General features: G+C 69.3%; 16 protein-coding genes and 1 pseudogene. 11 read left to right on the top strand and 6 right to left on the bottom strand.

Annotation, left to right across the window (positions count from 1 at the left end; genetic code table 11):
• Window positions 1–33: 33 nt before the first annotated feature.
• From sufC to ABZ552_RS20175, 5 genes are all read left to right on the top strand, one after another.
• Window positions 34–810 carry a Fe-S cluster assembly ATPase SufC gene (sufC, locus tag ABZ552_RS20195; protein ID WP_281879155.1) on the top strand — a complete coding sequence of 259 codons (777 nt, stop codon included), beginning with the start codon at window positions 34–36 and terminating at the stop codon, window positions 808–810.
• Window position 811: 1 nt separating this feature from the next.
• Entirely contained in the window at window positions 812–2065 is a 1254-nt protein-coding gene (locus tag ABZ552_RS20190) for a cysteine desulfurase (protein ID WP_357438970.1), read from the top strand.
• A 3-nt stretch (window positions 2066–2068) separates the two neighbouring features.
• On the top strand, window positions 2069–2536 hold the full coding sequence (gene sufU / locus ABZ552_RS20185) for a Fe-S cluster assembly sulfur transfer protein SufU (RefSeq protein WP_281879158.1): 468 nt from the start codon (window positions 2069–2071) through the stop codon (window positions 2534–2536).
• Between the two features lie 29 nt (window positions 2537–2565).
• Window positions 2566–2958 carry a metal-sulfur cluster assembly factor gene (locus ABZ552_RS20180; protein ID WP_357438967.1) on the top strand — a complete coding sequence of 131 codons (393 nt, stop codon included), beginning with the start codon at window positions 2566–2568 and terminating at the stop codon, window positions 2956–2958.
• A 290-nt stretch (window positions 2959–3248) separates the two neighbouring features.
• On the top strand, window positions 3249–3677 hold the full coding sequence (locus ABZ552_RS20175) for a DUF4189 domain-containing protein (protein ID WP_159837591.1): 429 nt from the start codon (window positions 3249–3251) through the stop codon (window positions 3675–3677).
• Window positions 3678–3692: 15 nt separating this feature from the next.
• Here the strand turns inward: ABZ552_RS20175 and ABZ552_RS20170 are convergent.
• From ABZ552_RS20170 to ABZ552_RS20160, 3 genes and pseudogenes are all read right to left on the bottom strand, one after another.
• Window positions 3693–3838: pseudogene (locus ABZ552_RS20170) on the bottom strand (ABC transporter permease); the annotation flags it as partial.
• Window positions 3839–3925: 87 nt separating this feature from the next.
• Window positions 3926–4510 (bottom strand): hemerythrin domain-containing protein, encoded by a 585-nt coding sequence (locus tag ABZ552_RS20165; RefSeq protein ID WP_281879160.1) that lies wholly within the window; start codon window positions 4508–4510, stop codon window positions 3926–3928.
• 130 nt (window positions 4511–4640) lie between these two features.
• Window positions 4641–4826, bottom strand: coding sequence for a DUF2795 domain-containing protein (locus ABZ552_RS20160; RefSeq protein ID WP_281879161.1), 186 nt, complete (start codon window positions 4824–4826; stop codon window positions 4641–4643).
• 188 nt (window positions 4827–5014) lie between these two features.
• On the opposite strand from ABZ552_RS20160, the gene ABZ552_RS20155 reads away from it, so the two are divergent.
• The 3 genes from ABZ552_RS20155 (at window position 5015) to ABZ552_RS20145 (ending at window position 8197) form a co-directional block, all read left to right on the top strand.
• Window positions 5015–6343, top strand: coding sequence for an NAD(P)/FAD-dependent oxidoreductase (locus ABZ552_RS20155; protein WP_281879162.1), 1329 nt, complete (start codon window positions 5015–5017; stop codon window positions 6341–6343).
• A 224-nt stretch (window positions 6344–6567) separates the two neighbouring features.
• Window positions 6568–7380: an SDR family oxidoreductase gene (locus ABZ552_RS20150; protein WP_357438963.1), complete on the top strand. Its 813-nt coding sequence runs from the start codon at window positions 6568–6570 to the stop codon at window positions 7378–7380.
• Between the two features lie 106 nt (window positions 7381–7486).
• The gene (locus tag ABZ552_RS20145) at window positions 7487–8197 is read left to right on the top strand and encodes a hypothetical protein (protein WP_281879165.1); all 711 of its coding nucleotides are present in this window, start codon (window positions 7487–7489) and stop codon (window positions 8195–8197) included.
• A gap of 34 nt (window positions 8198–8231) precedes the next feature.
• On the opposite strand, the gene ABZ552_RS20140 is transcribed toward ABZ552_RS20145, so the two are convergent.
• Both ABZ552_RS20140 and ABZ552_RS20135 read right to left on the bottom strand, forming a co-directional pair.
• Window positions 8232–9227 (bottom strand): Ku protein, encoded by a 996-nt coding sequence (locus ABZ552_RS20140; RefSeq protein WP_357438960.1) that lies wholly within the window; start codon window positions 9225–9227, stop codon window positions 8232–8234.
• Window positions 9224–10336, bottom strand: a complete 1113-nt coding sequence (locus ABZ552_RS20135) for a lycopene cyclase family protein (protein WP_357438958.1) — start codon at window positions 10334–10336, stop codon at window positions 9224–9226. The genes ABZ552_RS20140 and ABZ552_RS20135 overlap by 4 nt, the downstream gene beginning before the upstream one ends.
• A 505-nt stretch (window positions 10337–10841) precedes the next feature.
• Between ABZ552_RS20135 and ABZ552_RS20130 the strand changes: the two genes are divergently transcribed.
• Together ABZ552_RS20130 and ABZ552_RS20125 are read left to right on the top strand one after the other, a co-directional pair.
• Complete coding sequence (locus ABZ552_RS20130; protein ID WP_357438955.1) at window positions 10842–13052, top strand: MMPL family transporter; 2211 nt, start codon at window positions 10842–10844, stop codon at window positions 13050–13052.
• A gap of 103 nt (window positions 13053–13155) precedes the next feature.
• Window positions 13156–13962 (top strand): hypothetical protein, encoded by an 807-nt coding sequence (locus ABZ552_RS20125; RefSeq protein WP_357438953.1) that lies wholly within the window; start codon window positions 13156–13158, stop codon window positions 13960–13962.
• Window positions 13963–13977: 15 nt separating this feature from the next.
• On the opposite strand, the gene ABZ552_RS20120 is transcribed toward ABZ552_RS20125, so the two are convergent.
• Window positions 13978–14742, bottom strand: a complete 765-nt coding sequence (locus ABZ552_RS20120) for an SDR family oxidoreductase (protein WP_281879172.1) — start codon at window positions 14740–14742, stop codon at window positions 13978–13980.
• A 167-nt stretch (window positions 14743–14909) separates the two neighbouring features.
• On the opposite strand from ABZ552_RS20120, the gene ABZ552_RS20115 reads away from it, so the two are divergent.
• The gene (locus tag ABZ552_RS20115; RefSeq protein ID WP_357438950.1) at window positions 14910–16541 is read left to right on the top strand and encodes an ABC-F family ATP-binding cassette domain-containing protein; all 1632 of its coding nucleotides are present in this window, start codon (window positions 14910–14912) and stop codon (window positions 16539–16541) included.
• Window positions 16542–16558 lie beyond the last annotated feature (17 nt).

The following is a 16558-nucleotide window of genomic DNA, read 5'->3' as shown; positions in this document are numbered from 1 at the left end:
GACCCCCATACCTGGCAAAGGAATCCGAATTCGATGACCACCCTGGAAATCAAGGACCTGCACGTCGAGGTCGCCAACCCCGACGAGTCCGGCGAGCCCATCAAGATCCTCAAGGGCGTGAACCTCACGGTGAAATCCGGTGAGACGCACGCCATCATGGGCCCGAACGGCTCGGGCAAGTCGACGCTGTCCTACGCGATCGCCGGTCACCCGAAGTACACGGTGACCTCCGGCTCGATCACCCTCGACGGCGAGGACGTGCTGGCGATGTCGGTGGACGAGCGCGCGCGTGCGGGCCTGTTCCTCGCCATGCAGTACCCGGTCGAGGTCCCCGGCGTCTCGATGTCGAACTTCCTGCGCACCGCCGCCACCGCCGTGCGCGGCGAGGCCCCCAAGCTGCGGCACTGGGTCAAGGAGGTGAAGGAGTCGATGAGCGAACTGGAGATCGACGCCGCCTTCGCCGAGCGCAGCGTGAACGAGGGCTTTTCCGGCGGCGAGAAGAAGCGCCACGAGATCCTCCAGCTCGGCCTGCTCAAGCCGAAGATCGCCATCCTGGACGAGACCGACTCCGGCTTGGACGTCGACGCGCTGCGCATCGTCTCCGAAGGGGTCAACCGCTACAAGGAGCGCGAGAACGGCGGCGTTCTGCTGATCACGCACTACACCCGCATCCTGCGCTACATCCAGCCGCAGTTCGTGCACGTCTTCGTCGGCGGCCGCATCGTCGCCGAGGGCGGCCCCGAACTCGCCGAGGAACTCGACGCCAACGGCTACGTCCGCTTCACTCAGACCGCTACCGCTGGAGCCTGATATGACCGCTACGGTCCGCACCCTCGACGTCGCCCGCATCCGGGCCGACTTCCCGATCCTGAACCGCACGGTCCGGGACGGGAAACCGTTGGTGTATCTGGACTCCGGCGCGACCGCGCAGCGGCCGATCGAGGTGCTCGAAGCCGAACGCGACTTCCTGATCACCAGCAACTCGGCGGTGCACCGCGGCGCGCACCAGCTGGCCGAGGAGGCGACCGATGCCTACGAGGGCGCGCGGGCCGACATCGCGCGGTTCGTCGGCGTCGACGCGGGTGAGATCGTGTTCACCAAGAACGCCACCGAGTCGCTGAACCTGGTGACCTACGCGTTCGCCGACGACCGGTTTCCGCACCACGTGGGGCCGGGCGACGAGATCGTCGTCACCGAGCTGGAACACCACGCGAATCTGGTGCCCTGGCAGGAGCTGGCCCGTCGCACCGGCGCCACGCTCAAGTGGTACGGCGTGACCGACGACGGCCGGATCGACCTGGACTCGCTGGAATTGTCGCCCGCCACCAAGGTGATCGCGTTCACCCACCAGTCCAACGTCACCGGCGCGGTGGCTCCGGTCGAGGAGCTGGTCCGCCGGGCGAAGGCGGTGGGCGCGCTGGTCGTGCTCGACGCCTGCCAGTCGGTGCCGCACATGCCGGTCGACTTCCGTTCCCTCGGTGTCGATTTCGCCGCGTTCTCCGGTCACAAGATGCTCGGTCCCTCCGGCGTCGGCGTGCTCTACGGTCGCCGCGCGCTGCTGGAGGACATGCCGCCGTTCATCACCGGCGGTTCCATGATCGAGACGGTCTTCATGGACCACAGCACTTACGCGCCGCCGCCGCAGCGTTTCGAGGCCGGTGTGCCGATGACCTCGCAGGTGGTCGGATTGGGCGCGGCTGTGCGGTATCTCGAAGAGATCGGCATGGACGCGGTCGCGGCGCACGAGCACACGCTGGTGGGCGCGGCGCTGGAAGGACTGGCCGGGATCGACGGCGTGCGGGTGATCGGGCCCGGCGAGAACGTCGATCGCGGCGGTGCGGTCGCGTTCGTCGTCGACGGCATCCACGCCCACGATGTCGGGCAGATCCTGGACGACGAGGGCGTCGCCATCCGCGTGGGCCACCACTGCGCGTGGCCGCTGCACCGGCGTTTCGGCGTCGCCGCCACCGCGCGTGCCTCCTTCGCGGTTTACAACACCGTGGCCGAGGTGGACGCGCTGGTCGCCGCCGTGCGGAAGGCACAGAGCTTCTTCGGAGTTGCATAAGACATGCGCATGGAGCAGATGTACCAGGAAGTGATCCTGGATCACTACAAGCACCCGCATCACCGGGGGCTGCGCGAGCCGTTCGGGGCCGAGGTGCACCACGTGAACCCGACCTGCGGCGACGAGGTGACCTTGCGCGTGCGGTTGGACGACGACGGTGACATCGCCGACGTCTCCTACGACGGGCAGGGCTGCTCGATCAGCCAGGCCGCCACCTCGATCCTCACCGACCAGGTCATCGGGCTGCCGGTGCAACAGGCGCTGAAGGTGGTCGACTCCTACAGTGAGATGATCTCCAGCCGCGGCACCATCGAGGGCGACGAGGACGTGATCGGCGACGGCATCGCCTTGGCGGGTGTCTCGAAGTACCCCGCGCGGGTGAAGTGCGCGCTGCTCGGGTGGATGGCGTTCAAGGACGCCGTCCTCAGGATCGGCCCCGAGCAGCCCGCCGGCGCCGCGGAAGAGAACTGACACCGTCCGATGGGAAACGGGGAAGCGTCATGAGTGACACACCGGCCACCGACACGACCGAACCGGCCGCGTCGGCCGCCGAACCGGCCGAGCTGTCCGCGGAGGACATCAAGCTGCTCGAGGACATCGAAGAGGCGATGCGCGACGTCGTCGACCCGGAACTGGGCATCAACGTCGTCGACCTGGGCCTGGTCTATGGATTGCGCGTCGAGGAGGAGAACATCGCGGTCCTCGACATGACGCTGACCTCGGCGGCCTGCCCGCTGACCGACGTCATCGAAGACCAGTCCCGCAACGCGCTGGTGCGCAGCGGGCTGGTGGAAGACCTGAAGATCAACTGGGTCTGGATGCCGCCGTGGGGGCCGGACAAGATCACCGAGGACGGCCGCGAGCAGTTGCGCGCCCTCGGGTTCACGGTGTAATCGCCAGAGCTGGTAGCAGCCGCCGGGCAGTGCCTGAACAAGGTGCTCCGGCGGCTGCGTCATATCTGCCGCGTGCAGTGGTAGTGGTCCGGTCACCGGCGACCCTTACCGGTCACTACCCATCCGCACGGCCGCACCGACCGCTGCTCGGCGCGAAAGGCTTTCGTCAGACGAGCGCCTACCGCGCCGGTATCACGGACCTGCCCACGGTGGGAAGCTTGCTTTTGGACAAAGCGTACGAGTCCGGCGATGATCTGACCCCACAGACGAGAGACGGGGAGGATCCTCACATGTCGGTGCCGCACAAGGCTGCCCTCGGGCTCGCGGCGGTGTCGGCCGCCACCTGCGCCGTGGTCGGCGCTCCTGCGGGTGAAGCGCGTGCGGCGACCTACTATGGCGCGCTGGCGTTTTCCTCCAGCACAGGCGCCGTCACTTCGGCGGTGGACTATGCGAGCGCCGCCGCTGCGGACACCGCGGCTCGCGCTCAATGCGGTGTCGCCGACTGCCGGACGGTGGTGCAGTTCTGGAACGCCTGCGGGTCCGTGGTGCGCGGCGCCGACGGCAGACACGGATGGGCGTGGGGCGCCACCCGTGCCGAAGCCGAACGCCGGGCCATCGAGGTCCTCGGTCCCAGCGCTCCGCCGTTCCCCGATCTCGGCAGCGCGATTCCCCGTGCTGCGAGCGTGCGATTGACCGCCTGCACGTCGACCGCCGGATAGCTCAGCGGCGCAATACTTCCGGGCCAACCAGTTGCCGAAGAGCTGATGCCCTGCATGCCCGCGATGATGATCCGCGTCGCGACGAGCGTGACCTGCCAGTCGAAGCACTGGTAGCCGTAGACCGAGGCGAAGTCGCCGAGACCGTCGCCGCCGACCCCTGCTCGCCCTGGAGTCCCGGTTCCGGAAGTCAGCGCGCCGAGTCGCCGCGACCGCCGGTCGCGGGCACGTCGGCGCTTTTGCGCCGGGAGTCAGGACGGGGGTGCGGTCGGCGGGTAGTGGGAGCGCCTGCCGCTGATCAGGTCGCGGATCTTGTCCACGACCGCGGACACCATGCCCATGGTCTTCAGATAGCCGGGGCTCGACGGCGCGCCTGGATGCGGCCGGGTCGGTGCCATGGCCTTCGCCGCGGCCATCTTGCGCCCCAGTTCGTTGGACGTCTCCGGTGGTATCGCGTCCGCGAACACCGGCCATACCTCGGACTGCTCGAACTCGATGTGGGCGCGCGCGGCGGGAATGAACTCGGTCAGCGCCTGCTCGAACTCGGAGCTGCCCGCCTGCGAGTTCTTCAGCTGCTGGAGCAATTTCTTGGCCCGGTCCTCTTGGCCGATCGCCCGATCGGCGAGTTCGTCGCCGTCCGGGACCGTCCGCCGGACTTCCGGCCAGAAGAACTGCTCTTCGATCGCCTCGTGCTGCGATTCCGCGATCACCAGGGTGGTCACCAGATCACCACGAGCGCGGACCTCTGCGTCGCCGCTGCCCCGGCCACGTTCCAGGGACTCGAGAATCCCGAGTACGCCTTCGTGGTCGGTGCGCAGAAATGTCAATGCGTCCACTGCGTTCTCCTTCCGAGTGCCTGGCCATGCGGGTCCGCTGCCCGGTTGCAGCGTGCGGGGCTCAGGGGGTGGCGCGAGCGACCGCGGATCCGGTCCGGCCGTAGCCGCCGGGATCCGTGGTCGCGGGCGTTCACGACACGGCTTGGCTGACCGCGTTCGGGCCGTCGTAAGTCCGGTCGGGGATCGCCTCGAGGGCGTTGAGGATGTCTTTGTCCGCACCGTTGTCCCGGGCTGCCGAGACAATGCCCTCGCGGTCGCACGGATAGTCGAGACCGGAGAGGTACTTCTGCACCTGGATCGGATTGACCTGGCCCATGCTGTGCTCCTTTCGCGCAATCGCCGATTCGAGCAGCTGACACCGACGCACTACCACCCTCCCGGCACGCCAAACCACCGATGAATGCCGGTTCGGCGGAGTTCGCCGAGTCACGAGCGGCCGGTAGCGCGGTTTCGGGACGGTCTGGGCGGGAATCGCGTCGGAGAGCTGACGTCGAGGAGGTCTCCGTGTCGGATGGGAACACCGCGAGCCCGCAGCGGGTCGTGATCGTGGGGAGTGGATTCGCCGGGTTCACCTGCGCCCAGAAGCTCTGCCGCATCGTGGCGAAGGCGAAACGGGACGTCGAAATCGTCCTCGTCACCCCGAACGACTACATGCTCTACACCCCGCTGCTGCCGGATGTGGCGGGCGGACTGATCGACCCCCGATTCGTCGCCATCTCCCTGGCCGATTCGCTGCCGCGGGTCCGGCTCGTGGTCGCGAACGTCCGGTCGGTGGACCTGCAGAACAAGACGATCACGGTGGCCGGTGAGCAGTACCCGCCCCGGGAGTTGTCCTGGGATCGGCTGGTGCTGACGCCCGGATCGGTCACCCGGCTGTTCGACATACCCGGCTTGGCGGAGCACGCGCGCGGGCTCAAGACCGTCGCCGAGGCGCTGTACCTGCGTGAGCAGTTGTTGCGCCAGCTCGAACTCGCCGACGACGAAGAGGACGCCGAAGTACGGCGGGCCCGCCGCACCGTGGTCGTCGTGGGGGCGTCGTACGCGGGTACCGAGCTGATCGCGCAGTTGCGCGCCCTCGCCGACGCGTACGCCGCCCGGCGCGGATTCGACCCCGCCGAAGTGCGTTTCCTTCTGCTGGACATGGCCCCCAGGGTGATGCCCGAAGTCGGCGAGCGGCTCAGCGACAAGGTGCTGAAGGTGCTGCGGAAACGGGGTATCGAGATCCGGTTGGAGACCTCGCTGAAGAAACTCGACGAGAACTCGGTCGTGCTCACCGACGGCACGGTGGTTCCGACGCACACCGTCGCCTGGGTGACGGGCGTGACCGGCGCGCCGGTGCTCGGCACGCTCGGCCTGCCGTTGGAGAAGGGGCGCTTGGTCGTCGACGCGAAACTGGCCGTGCCCGGCCATCCGGACGTCTTCGCGGGCGGGGACGCGGCGGCCGTGCCCGACCTCACCAAGCCGGGCCGGATCACGCCGCCCACGGCGCAGCACGCCTCGCGGCAGGGCAAGACGCTGGCCAGGAACGTCGCCGCCAGTCTCGGCATCGGCACTGCCGTGGACTACAAGCATCGCGACCTCGGTCTGGTCGTCGACCTCGGGCCGGGCTTCGCCGTCGCCAACCCGATGGGCATCCGCCTCTCCGGTCTGCCCGCCAAGGCGGTGACGCGCGCCTATCACACCTTCGCCGTGCCGAGAGCCGTGAACCGCTGGGCGATCACGGTCTCCTACCTGACCATCGCGGTGACACCGCGGCCGCTGGCGCTGCTCGGACTCGTCAGCCACGAGGAAGCCAGCTTCGGCGGCAGCGAGGGCATCACCCGGCCTTCCTGACCATCAGGACGCCTTCACGCCGGCTTCCGCGCCCGCGTTGCCGGCGAGACATCTCTGTGGCCGGGAGCCCGTGATGCCGATCCGCCGGGCGGCTACCACAGCCCGCGCGCGACCATTGCGCAACAAGAGGTTGCGGATCGTCGGGTGCGTCGGTTACGGTTATGCGCAACCAATGGTTGCGTATTGGTATTCGTGGTGCGGCTGCAGAACTCCGGAGGACACACATGAGTGGATTGCTGCTCGAGGACAAGAACGCTGTGATCTATGGCGGCGGGGGCGCAATCGGCGGCGCTATCGCACGGGTATTCGCCCGAGAAGGCGCGCGGGTCTTCCTCGCCGGGCGAACGCAGGCGAAGCTCGACGCCGTGGCGGAGGATATCGCCGCCACGGGCGGGACCGTCGAGACCGCGCGAGTCGACGTTCTCGATCAACAGGCGGTCGAAAACCACGCCAACGCGATCGCGGCGGCGGGCGGGAGCATCGACATCGCCCTCAATGCCGTGAGCGTGATGCACGACCAGGGGACGGTGCTGGCGAACCTCTCGCTGGCGGAGTTCATGCGGCCGATCGACGGCTTTCTGCGGACGCTGTTCATCACAAGCAAGGCTGTGGCACCGCACATGGGTCGCGAGCGTCCTGGCGTCATTCTGACCTTGTCCGAGCCCGGCGCCAAACTGGCCGTGGGCGGCATCCTCGGGCACGCCGTGAGCGCGGCCGGCAAGGAAGCATTCGCGCGGGGTCTGGCCGCGGAGCTGGCACCCCGCAACATCTGGGTCATCGACATCCGTCCACACGCTGTCGTCGACGCCCCGGCGGCGGGTTCCTACACCAAGGATCTCTTCGTCCAGACCGCGGCAGCGGCGGGGGAATCGGTCCAGGAATTGCTCGAAGGCGGGGCGATGGCGCAGGGGACGCTCCTGAAAAGGCTGCCCACGCTCTCCGAAGTCGCAGAGACTGCCGCTTTCCTTGCTTCAGATCGCGCTGGAGTCATGACCGGAACCGTTGTCAATCTGTCGGGCGGTGCACTTGTCGACTGAGACCACCCGATCAAGCCGACAAGGCCGAATTGCTTCGTTCGTCGCACATCCCGGGCGCTCCGCTGGTGCTGCCGAACGCCTTCGCCTCTGGCTGAGAATCGCAAGCGTGCCGGCATCCGAGAGTGAATGGGCGAAGCCGGGCGCCACCCGTCGGAAACCCCTGCGCGAGGTATGGGACAGCGGAGATGATGCGGTGGTGGACGAGGTGACGTATCGGCGATCGCGCGCCGGGTTGCACGCGGTCGCGGAGTTGTTGATCGCTGGGCCGCAATTCCGGGAGTTCGGCACCATCCGGTTGGGCGTCGTGCGGGGAGGCTTCGGGGGTGTGCGGTGGCCGGTCTCGGTTGTCGGAGCGGAATTGGTCTGGCCGGAAGGGCGGGTCCTGCTGGAGGGAACCTATCGAGAACTCGCCCGGGCTGCGGGTTTCGAACCTGGGCCGCCGGAGGGTGTGTACGCGGACACCACGGGCGTAGACCCCGATGCGACGATCGAGGTGGATCCCTCGGCGGCCGGGTTGATCGAAGACTGGCTCGCGGTAGGGGACAAGGCGTTGCGCTGCCTGGCTTCCGGCGTGACGCCGGTGCTGTGGCCGGAGCATTTCGATCTGTCGAGCACGCTCGACGAGGTGAACTACGGGGTCTCGCCGGGAGACGACGCCCATCCCGGCCCGTACGCCTACATCGGACCATGGACGCCACGGACCGGCGATTTCTGGAACGCGCCGTTCGGCGCGCGCAGGCCGCGCGGCGCGGTGAACACCGTCGCGGCATTGCTGGAGTTCTTCGAAGAGGGCAGGCAGCTCGCGGCGGAGGGCTGACGCGCCGCCGCACTGCGGTTCCGCTCCGCGGTCGTCAGGCGCCTTTGCGCGTCGGGGCCTTTTTTGCCGCCTTCTTCGCAGGCATCTTCTTCGCCGTGCTCTTGGTGGCCGCGCTCTTCGAGGCGCCGCTCTTGGACGCGGTGCTCTTGGCGGCGCTCTTGGCTCCGGCGCTCTTGGCTCCGGCGCTCTTGGCCGCGGCCTTCCTCGCGGTCTTCTTCGGCTCCGCGCCGTCGCCACCCGCGGTCCTGCGCCCGCTCGCCTCCAGGCTGCGCTGCAGGGCGGCGACCAGGTCGACCACCTCGGCGTCCATCCCGCTCGGCGCGAGCTCCGGCTGCTCGGGCACCTTGCCGGTGCCGCTGGCGATCGCCTCGTCGAGCAAGCGCTTCAATTCGATCTGGTACTCGTCGGTGAACTGCTCCGGATCGAAGTCGTCGGACATGGCCTCGACGAGCGTCTCGGCCATCTTGATCTCCTGCGGCCTGGGGTCGGCGACACCGTCGAGGGATTCGAAGTCGACGGAGCGGACCTCGTCCGGCCACAGCAGCGTCTGGACCACCAGAACGCCCTCACGCACGCGCAGCGCGGCCAGCCGCGTCGTCTGCCGCAGCGTGAAATACACCAGGGCGGTGCGCTCGATCTTCTCCAGCGTCCGCGCCAGCAGGACGTAGGCCTTCGGCGTGCTGGAATCCGGTTCCAGGTAGTAGCTTTTCTCGAACAGGATCGGGTCGATCTGCTCGGACGGCACGAACTGGAGCACCGGGATCTCGTGCTTCTCGGCCACCGGCAGTTTCGCGAAGTCCTCGTCACTGAGGACGATCTTGTCGCCGTCCGGGGACTCGTAGGCCTTGTCGATCTCGGTGTACTGGACGGATTCACCGCACACGGTGCAGACGCGCTCGTATTTGATCCGGCCTCCATCCTTGGCGTGCACCTGATGGAACCGGATGTCGTGGTCCTCGGTGGCGGTGTACACCTTCACCGGAACATTCACCAGCCCGAATGCGATCGAGCCCTTCCAGATCGATCTCATACACCCATCATGGCCGAAGCCCCTCGACCTCGCGCGGGAACCGGAACCCCGAGTGTCGCGGCCGCGACGCGCCGCCGTAGCCGCCCCGGCAACGCCACGAAGAGCGCACTCATCGCCTTGGCCGTGCCCGCGAGGTCGGTGCGGCCCGACAGATACGCGCGTTGGGTCGCCGGGGGCAGCGCGAAGAAGGTGTCGAAGAACAGCGGGAGATCATCGGGCGGCAGCGCGAGCAGGGCGCGCAGCCCGGCACCGCGCAGCCGGTGGACGACGCGTGCTGCGGCAGGCCACACGTCCTGTCCCGCCGCCACCGCGTCGGCGGAAGCCAGCGTGGCGCCGACGCTGTACCCGGTCGCAGGGTGCAGGAATCCGCCCGCCGCCCCGAATCTCCGAGGCCCGGGGCGGCCGCCCTGCACCGGAAATCGGACGTGTTCCACGGGCTCCTCGCCGGTGTATCGAATGCCCCTGGCATCGAGCCGGTGCCGCAAGCGCGCGCGCAGTTGCGCACCGGTCAACGCGGGACGACCGGCCAGGCAGGTTTCCTCGAGCAGCATCCGCTCGGCGTCCAACGGGACGGCGTAGAGGAACGAGCGCGGCGCGCCGGGCGCGGCGCCGTTGTCCGGCCGCCAGTCCATGAACAGCGGGTCGAGTCCGCCGCAGCGTTCCGCGTCCACGATGACGCCGTAGGCGGTCTGCTCGGCCCGGGCGGGTGAGCGGGCCAGGCCGCGCGCGTCGATCACCCTCGCGCCGGTGATCGTCGCACCGGAGACCAAGGTCACCCGTTCGGGAGCGATGTGGGCCGCGCGGTCGGTGACGACGTTCGCGTCGGCCAGCCCCAGCGCGGTCTGCAATCTACCGGTGTCCAGCACGACGTAGGGGCGGTCCACCCGGTGCGCGCGCGTTCCCCAGGCCAGCGGCCGGGGCACCGTCGCCGCGACGACATCCGGCGCCAGCCACTCCGGCAGTTCGTCGGCCCACACCGCGTAGGTGGCGGTCCACCTGCGCTCCGGCGCGGGATCCACCACGGTGACCGTGAGCCCGCGCGCCACGGCGCGGTGCGCGAGGGCGCGACCGGCCGGGCCGAGACCGCAGACGACCAAGTCGGGTGTCACGTCACGGGCCTGAGGTTCGCGGTGATGCGATGCGAGGCATGGTGGCAGCCTCTCATCTGCGCACTCGACGCGGGTACCGCCCACACGGGAAGGGGCGGAGGATCCGGCTTCGCGGTGCTCCGGAGTGCCAAGCCCGCGTGCCGAAACGTGACCGGCGCGGATCGGTGTCCAGACCGCAGTCGGTGACCACGAAGAGGGGGCGACTTCGACGCGCACCCGCGCGGCCGGTCGGTGCGGGCCGAGCGTCCCCGGGAGTGCGGCCGCGCCTCGGCAGGACCGGTCGTGGCCGGGCCGTGTGCCGATGGAATGTGTTCGCGCTCACCGTAGTTTGTCGCGCGTTGCTAGGATGCCGGGGCGCTGGCGCACGCATCCGGCTCCGGTGCCGAGTGTCAGGTGTCGGCGCACCGGTGCGCCGCGGATGGCGCGCCGGGCAGGTTGCCGACCGGCGACCGCTGGCGTCCGAGAGCGAAAGCGGCACGACCGGAACGAGTTAGGGGTAGACGCAGTGTTCGAACTGACCAGGCGGCGCAGCCGGTGGATCCTCGCCGTGTTCGTGGTGCTCGCACTGGCGATGGGCACGCTGAGCGCGACGCTGTTCGACAAAGTGCAGGGCGGCGGGTACATCGACCCCGACAGCGAATCGAGCCGGGCGACCGCCGTGCTGCGCGACACCTTCGGCGAGGCCACCCCGAATTTCGTGCTGCTGGTGCAGACTCGCCGATCGGTCGACGACGACGCCGCGGCCACCGCGGCGACGAACCTGGCCACCGAGCTGAAGTCGGAGCCCGGCGTCGCGGGCGTCACGTCCTACTGGACCGACAAATCGCCCGCGCTGCGCAGCACCGACGGCACCAAGGGCCTGATCGTGGCCAGCATCCTCGGCGAGGAGGCCGAGGTCGACAAGCGGGTGGGCGACCTCGCCGACCGGTTCGGCGGCACGCGCGGCCCGCTCGAGGTGCGGGTCGGCGGCTACGCGATGCTGCTGCACGAGACGGTGCAGCAGAGCGAGAAGGACGTCGTGCTGGGCGAATCCATCGCCTTCCCGATCACGCTGGTCGCCCTGCTGCTCGTGTTCGGCGGCCTGGTCGCGGCCAGCCTGCCGCTGGTGGTCGCGATGATCACGGTGATGATCACGATGGGCGCGCTGTGGCTGATCGCGAGCGTCACCGATCTCGCCGCCACCGCGACCAACGTCGCCACCCTGCTCGGGCTCGGCCTGGCGATCGACTACAGCCTGCTGATCATCAGCCGCTACCGCGACGAACTGGTCGCCGGTCAGCAGCCCGGCGCCGCGGTGGCGGCGACCATGCGCTCGGCGGGCCGGACCGTCCTGTTCTCCGCCGTCACCGTCGCGGTCGCACTGTCGGGCCTGCTGTTCTTCCCGCTGCTGGCCGTGCGGTCGATGGGTTACGCGGGTCTGGCCGTCGCGGTGATCGCCGCGACGGTGTCGCTGACCGTGCTGCCGGCGATCCTGTTCCTGCTCGGCACCAAGATCGACAACGGCCAGTTGTGGTGGTTCCTGCGCGCCGCTCGCCCCGCGCCCGGCGAGGGCGCCTGGCACCGCCTGGCGCGGTTCGTGATGATGCGGCCGGTGCCCATCGGCCTGGCGGTGACCGCCCTGCTGCTCGTGCTGGGCGCGCCGTTCCTCGGCGTGCAGCTCGGCTTCCCCGACGAACGGTCGCTGCCGGAGTCGATGAACAATCGCCAGGTCACCGAGACCATCCAGCGCGACTTCTCCGCCACCGAGCAGAACGGTCTGTTCGCGGTACTGCCCGAAAGCGCCTACAGCGCCGCCGGATTGGACGCCTACGCCCGGGAACTGTCGGAGATCGAGAACGTCCGCCGGGTCGACACCGCCACCGGCAGTTACAGCCACGGCGGGCTGCTCGCCGCGCCCACCGAGGCCAACGGCCGCTTCCGCGCCGCGAACGCCGCCTATCTCACGGTGGTCCCGGACACCACCGATCCCACGGTGCTGGACCGGATCGCCGATGACGTGCGCGCGACGCCCGCCGCCTCGCCGGTGCTGGTCGGCGGCGTTGCCGCGGCCAACGCGGACGCCATCGGCTCGGTGATCTCGGCGCTGCCCTACGCGCTGGCCTTCGTCGTGCTGATCATGGTGGTGGTCCTGTTCCTGCTCACCGGCAGCGTCGTGCTCCCGCTGCTGGCGGTCGTGCTCAGCTTCCTGAGCCTCACCGCGACCTTCGGTGCGCTGGTCTGGATCTTCCAGGACGGGCACCTGTCCGGGCTGCTCGGTTTCACCGTCACCGGCGACCTGCCGCCGACGGTTCCGGTCATGCTGTTCGGCGTCGCGTTCGGTCTCGCCATGGACTACCAGGTCTTCCTGCTGGCGCGCATTCGGGAGGAGTACCAGCGCACCCGATCGAACGCGCTGGCCGTCACCTCCGGGCTGGAGCGCATCGGCCGGATCGTCACGGCCGCGGCGGTCCTGATCTCGCTGGTCTTCCTCGGTTTCCTGGCCTCCGACATCACCTTCATGAAGGCGTTCGGTATCGGGCTTCCGCTCGCCGTCCTGGTGGACGCGACCCTGGTGCGCGGCTTCCTGCTGCCCGCGGCGATGGAATTGCTCGGCCACTGGAACTGGTACGCGCCCGGCCCGTTGCGCGCACTGCACCGGCGCTTCGGCATCGACGAGGAGCCTGCCGCTCCCCCGGTCGCGGGACGGGAGGACTGGCTCCAGCCCGCGCGGCTCTGAGCCGCGACGATCGGACGAGCCCGATCCGGTAGGGTCGGTCCGGCAGCTCCGGGGAGGCCCACACGGGGTGGGACGGCTGCCGGGAATGTGGAGGGCGACCGCGATGACCTACCCGTCCGGTTCCGGATTCGGCGGCGGCCGAGCGGATTACGGGAAATCGGACGAGGCGCGGCACGCGCCGGACTGGGGAAGCATGTCCCCGCCGAGCGCGTACCCGATGCAGGCGTGGGAGGCGCCGCCCCTACCTCCGCCGCCCAGGCGCGGAACCGGCGTGATCGTCGCGCTGGCGGTCGGCGTGGTCGCCGTGCTGGTGGCGGTCGGGATCGGCGTGTCGGCGCATTCGCGGGTGCCGGGGCACGCGCAGGCCGCGGCCACGTCCGCCGAGGCGACCACCCGCGCGGGCGGCGTCACCAGCACTCGACCCGCGCGGCCCACGCCGGGCGGTACGCGCCCTTCGTCGGGCAGGCTGAGCTACACGGAATACGCGAAAGACTGGGACTTCCGGTTCGATCGCGTCGAGTTGCACGCCGACTGGGTCGACGGCCGTGATCACGCCGATTGCCATCCGATCGAAGCGGCGGGCAAGCTCACCGGCCTCGGCTGCGTCTACGCGGCGGAGCTGGTGTATCGCGCCGAGGGCGGCGCGCTCATGCTCACCCAGTTCGTCCTCGGCATGGCCGACCAGGGCAAGGCGGCCGCGGCGAAAGACCGGTTCACCGACGCGGACCTCACCCTGCGTCCCGGCACGTACATCAAGGGCTATGCGACCGGCAAGTGGAAGGACGGCACCGAGAAGGAATTCGTGGTGGTGACGCTGGCGACGGCCACCGGCGCGGTCGACGCCCCAACCGTGGAGAAATACCTGCGCTACCGGCACGCCGACACGCTCGGCGCGCTGGCGTTCCGGTAGCGGCGCTGTCGCCGGTCAGATACCGCCGGTGGAGAGCAATCCGCCGTCCACGCGCACCGTCTCGCCGGTGATCCACGCAGCCTCGTCCGAAACCAGGAATCCGATCAAGCGCGCCACATCCTCCGGGCTGCCCAACCGCTTCATCGGGTACACGCTCGCGGCGCGTTCCTCGTCGGCCGAGTACAGCGCGTCGGCGAACTTGGTCTTGATCACGCCGGGGGCGACGGCGTTCACCCGGATCTTCGGCCCCAGCTGCCAGGCGAGTTCGCCGGTGAGATGGATCAGCGCGGACTTGGACGCGCCGTAGGCGGCGATCACGCCGGTCGAGCGGATGCCCGCCACGCTGGCCACGTTGACCACGGCGCCGCCGTGGTCGCGCATCCACGCCCGGTAGGCCTCCTGGATGTAGCCGAGAGCCGCGACCACGTTCACGTCGAAGATCTTGCGCACGGCGTCCAGGTCGGCGTCCATCAGGGAGCCGTAGACCGGGTTGATGCCGGTGTTGTTGATCAGCACGTCCAGCGAACCGAACTCCGTGACCGCGCGCTCGACCGCGGCCGCCCGATCCGCGGCGACACCCGAGTTGCCGGCCAGGGCGACGACCTGGCCCTGGTGACCCAGTTCGCGCAGCTCCGCGGCGGCCTCCTCCAGCGGATCCTTCTTCCGCGCGGTGATCAGCACGTTCGCGCCGCGGCCGAGCAGTTCCGCCGCGACCGCCTTGCCGATGCCACGGCTGGCCCCCGTGACCAGAGCGCTCTTGCCCAATAGATCGGTACTCATGGCATCGCACGCTAGCGCAGGCGATCGTACGGGCCGTTACCGCCGTCACATGCGGGGTGCTGGGATGGGGCACCACCACTGGTCCCAGGTAAAATCGGTGGTTCTTGTGCGCGTCGGGTCGCACAATCGAGCACGCGTCCAGCACCACGATCCGCGAGGAGAAGTTTGTGATCACCGCGACCGACCTGGAGGTCCGGGCCGGAGTCCGCACCCTGCTGTCCGCTCCGGGACCGGCGCTGCGGGTGCAGGCGGGCGACCGGATCGGGCTGGTCGGGCGCAACGGCGCGGGGAAGACCACCACGCTGCGCATCCTGGCCGGTGAGGGTGAGCCGTACGCCGGGAAGATCCTTCGCTCCAGCGACATCGGTTACCTGCCGCAGGATCCGCGCGAGGGCAATCTGGACGTGCTGGCTCGCGACCGGGTGCTGTCCGCCCGCGGCTTGGACACGCTGATCCGGGAAATGGAGAAGCAGCAGGCGCTGATGGCCGAGGTGGCCGACGACAAGGAGCGCGAGAAGGCCGTCCGCAAGTACGGCAGGCTCGAGGAGCGCTTCTCGGCACTCGGCGGCTACGTCGCCGAGAGCGAGGCCGCGCGCATCTGCCACAGTCTCGGCCTGCCCGACCGGGTCCTCGGCCAGCCGTTGCGCACCCTCTCCGGTGGCCAGCGGCGCCGAATCGAATTGGCGCGCATCCTGTTCGCCGCTTCCGACGGCAGCGGCGGGCGCTCCGACACCATCCTGCTGCTGGACGAGCCGACCAACCATCTCGACGCCGACTCGATCACCTGGCTGCGCGGCTTCCTGCAGAACCACGACGGCGGACTGATCGTCATCAGCCACGACGTCGACCTGCTCGCCGACGTGGTGAACAAGGTGTGGTTCCTGGACGCGGTGCGCGGCGAGGCCGACGTCTACAACATGGGCTGGAAGAAGTACCTCGACGCGCGCGCGACCGATGAGCAGCGCAGGCGCCGCGAACGCGCGAACGCCGAGAAGAAGGCCAGTGCGCTGCGCGCCCAAGCGGCCAAGCTCGGCGCGAAGGCCACCAAAGCGACTGCGGCGCAGAACATGGCCAAGCGCGCCGATCGCCTGCTGGCGGAGCTCGACGACGTGCGCGTGGCCGACAAAGTCGCCCGGATCAAGTTCCCCGAGCCCGCTGCCTGCGGCAAGACCCCCCTGATGGCCGAGAACCTGACCAAGGTCTACGGCTCGCTGGAGATCTTCACCGGCGTCGACCTCGCGATCGATCGCGGCAGCCGGGTGGTCGTCCTCGGACTCAACGGTGCGGGCAAGACGACGCTGCTGCGCCTGCTGGCCGGCGTCGAGCAGCCGACGGCGGGCGGGCTGGTGCCGGGGCACGGCCTGAAGATCGGCTACTTCGCCCAGGAGCACGACACCCTGGACGACAACGCCACCGTGTGGGAGAACATCCGCCACGCCGCGCCGGACGCGGGCGAGCAGGATCTGCGCGGCCTGCTCGGCGCTTTCATGTTCTCCGGTCCGCAACTCGAGCAGCCGGCGGGCACCCTGTCGGGTGGTGAGAAGACCAGGCTCGCACTCGCCGGATTGGTCTCCTCGGCGGCGAACGTGCTGCTGCTGGACGAGCCGACGAACAACCTCGACCCGGTGTCGCGGGAGCAGGTGCTCGACGCCCTGCGCACCTACGCGGGCGCGGTGGTGCTGGTAACCCACGACCCCGGCGCAGCGGAGGCGCTGTCTCCGGAACGCGTGATCCTGCTTCCGGACGGGACAGAAGACCATTGGTCGGCCGAATACCTGGAACTTATTCAGCTCGCGTGAGTTTCATCACAGGAACC

This window comes from Nocardia sp. NPDC019219 (assembly GCF_040632645.1).
Classification (GTDB): Bacteria; Actinomycetota; Actinomycetes; order Mycobacteriales; family Mycobacteriaceae; genus Nocardia; species Nocardia sputorum.
The sequence above is the reverse complement of the archived record's forward strand: the minus strand, read 5'-3'. Positions and strand labels throughout refer to the sequence as shown.

What these genes read in the sequence shown, in the direction of transcription:
- sufU (WP_281879158.1), top strand. Translation starts at nt 2,069, where the DNA reads ATGCGCATGGAGCAGATGTACCAGGAAGTGATCCTGGATCACTACAAG.
- sufC (WP_281879155.1), top strand. Translation starts at nt 34, where the DNA reads ATGACCACCCTGGAAATCAAGGACCTGCACGTCGAGGTCGCCAACCCC.
- ABZ552_RS20180 (WP_357438967.1), top strand. Translation starts at nt 2,566, where the DNA reads ATGAGTGACACACCGGCCACCGACACGACCGAACCGGCCGCGTCGGCC.
- ABZ552_RS20125 (WP_357438953.1), top strand. Translation starts at nt 13,156, where the DNA reads ATGACCTACCCGTCCGGTTCCGGATTCGGCGGCGGCCGAGCGGATTAC.
- ABZ552_RS20150 (WP_357438963.1), top strand. Translation starts at nt 6,568, where the DNA reads ATGAGTGGATTGCTGCTCGAGGACAAGAACGCTGTGATCTATGGCGGC.
- ABZ552_RS20140 (WP_357438960.1), bottom strand. Translation starts at nt 9,227, where the DNA reads ATGAGATCGATCTGGAAGGGCTCGATCGCATTCGGGCTGGTGAATGTT.
- ABZ552_RS20175 (WP_159837591.1), top strand. Translation starts at nt 3,249, where the DNA reads ATGTCGGTGCCGCACAAGGCTGCCCTCGGGCTCGCGGCGGTGTCGGCC.
- ABZ552_RS20190 (WP_357438970.1), top strand. Translation starts at nt 812, where the DNA reads ATGACCGCTACGGTCCGCACCCTCGACGTCGCCCGCATCCGGGCCGAC.
- ABZ552_RS20160 (WP_281879161.1), bottom strand. Translation starts at nt 4,826, where the DNA reads ATGGGCCAGGTCAATCCGATCCAGGTGCAGAAGTACCTCTCCGGTCTC.
- ABZ552_RS20120 (WP_281879172.1), bottom strand. Translation starts at nt 14,742, where the DNA reads ATGAGTACCGATCTATTGGGCAAGAGCGCTCTGGTCACGGGGGCCAGC.